Here is a 1,799-nt window from a genome sequence, read left to right on the forward strand (position 1 = left end):
TCTCCAGGATGGCGGCTTGCTCGGGCGAGACCGTGCGGTGAACCAGCTTGCCGCCCTTCATGTGCCCCCACTCGAAGTAAGGGCCGTGGCGAGCGTCCGGATCGCTGGCGCAACGGCACCCGGGCTTTCCACAGACCTTTGTGCGTCGTAGCAACGTACCCGAGCACAGGTAGTCGATCTCGCTGAGGGTGCTTCGAATTCGCGCGATGCGCTCGCGCGCCTGCTTGATGATGGTTTCGGGTCGATGCGCCATGGGCTTTACTTTCGTTCGTCTGTCGCTAGTATTAGCGCCAGAACAGCAATATGCAAGTTTCCTGGCCCGTATGACCTGCGCAAATGCGGGCCGTGTGCATACTGCGCAGCAAAGGGTGATCGATGGAAGACCTGAAGGATTTCGAGCAGTACATGGCCCACCTGAGCGAGGGCCTGGGACATTCAGACCGGCACGCCGGGCTGCGCGGCTACACCACCGGGCTGATGTCGCCGCTTCAGCGCAAGAGCGTGGAGCCGATGGCCGCGCTGGTGGAACCGCTGCGGGTGCGCGCGCGCCACCAGTCGCTGCACCACTTCGTGGCCGACGCGAACTGGTCGGACGAGCGCATGCTGCTGGGGATATGCCAGTGGGTGGTGCCGTTGATGGATTTCAGCGACGGCGGCTGGTGGATCATCGACGACACGGGGTTTCCCAAGCAGGGGCGGCATTCGGTGGGCGTCGCGCGCCAGTACTGCGGGATGCTGGGCAAGCAGGACAACTGCCAGGTGGCGGTGAGCGTGTCACTGGCCTGCGCAGCGGCCAGCATTCCAGTGGCGTGGCAGCTGTACCTTCCCCAGGAGTGGGCCGACGATGCGCCCCGACGCGAGAAGGCCGGCGTGCCCGAAGCGCTCCAGTTCGCCACCAAGCCTCAGATCGCGCTGCAGCAGATCGAACACCTGCTGGCCCAAGGCGCTCCGAGGCACTGCGTGCTGAGCGACGCGGGCTACGGCGTGGACACCGCGTTTCGAGAACGTCTGGACGAGCTTGGCTTGCCCTACGTCGTGGGAGTGACTGGCAGCGTCACGGTGTGGCCGCCCGGGCACGAGCCCCTGCCACCCAGGCCCTACAGCGGCAAGGGCCCCGTTCCACGGCGACTGCGCCGCGGCGACGCCAACGCCCCCGAGCATCGGCCCCGTACGGTCAAGGACGTGGCCTTCGACATTGATCCCGACGACTGGCAGGAAGTCACCTGGCGCGAGGGCACGAACGCCGCGCTGCGCTCCTACTTCGCTCGCGTGCGGGTGAGTGCTGCGCACCGCGACGAGTTGCGCAGCGAGTTGCGCGCGCCGCAATGGCTGCTCATCGAGTGGCCCGAGGGCCACGAAGAGCCGCTGAAGTACTGGTTGTCCACGCTGCCCGAGGGCACGCCGCTGCAGCGCATGGTCTACGAGGCCAAGATGCGCTGGCGCATCGAGCGCGACTACCAGGATCTCAAGCAGGACCTGGGGCTGGGACAGTACGAGGGCCGTGGATGGCGCGGCTTTCATCACCACGCCAGTCTCAGCATCGCCGCCTATGGCTTCCTGCTGGCGCAACGGCTGCAGCATCCCGACGAGGTCGGGGGTAAAAAAAACTCCGCTCGCGAGGAGCCTGCCCTACCCACGCATTACAAACCTCGGGGAAGCCCAGAGGGCGCAGCGCCACGTCCCATCCTCCATCACGAGCTTGCGGTTGCGTATCGGCGCGCTGCTGGCTCGTAACCTGCCCCGGTGTCCCTGTTGCCTACGGTACCAGCGGGAGTAATTTAAATAACACAGTAAGACTA

Annotated in this window: 2 protein-coding genes; one reads left to right on the forward strand and one right to left on the reverse strand. The window is 65.5% G+C overall.

All coding sequences use genetic code 11. The features are described from left to right. Window positions 1-253, reverse strand: a 253-nt coding sequence (locus tag WKW80_RS37140; RefSeq protein ID WP_340368551.1) for a DUF6788 family protein, incomplete at its 3' end; no start/stop codon positions are given. 122 nt (window positions 254-375) lie between these two features. On the opposite strand from WKW80_RS37140, the gene WKW80_RS37145 reads away from it, so the two are divergent. After that, complete coding sequence (locus WKW80_RS37145; RefSeq protein WP_340368552.1) at window positions 376-1,734, forward strand: IS701 family transposase; 1,359 nt, start codon at window positions 376-378, stop codon at window positions 1,732-1,734. The last annotated feature ends 65 nt before the right edge of the window (window positions 1,735-1,799 follow it).

The sequence above is a fragment of the Variovorax humicola genome, assembly GCF_037889915.1.
GTDB lineage: Bacteria > Pseudomonadota > Gammaproteobacteria > Burkholderiales > Burkholderiaceae_C > Variovorax > Variovorax humicola.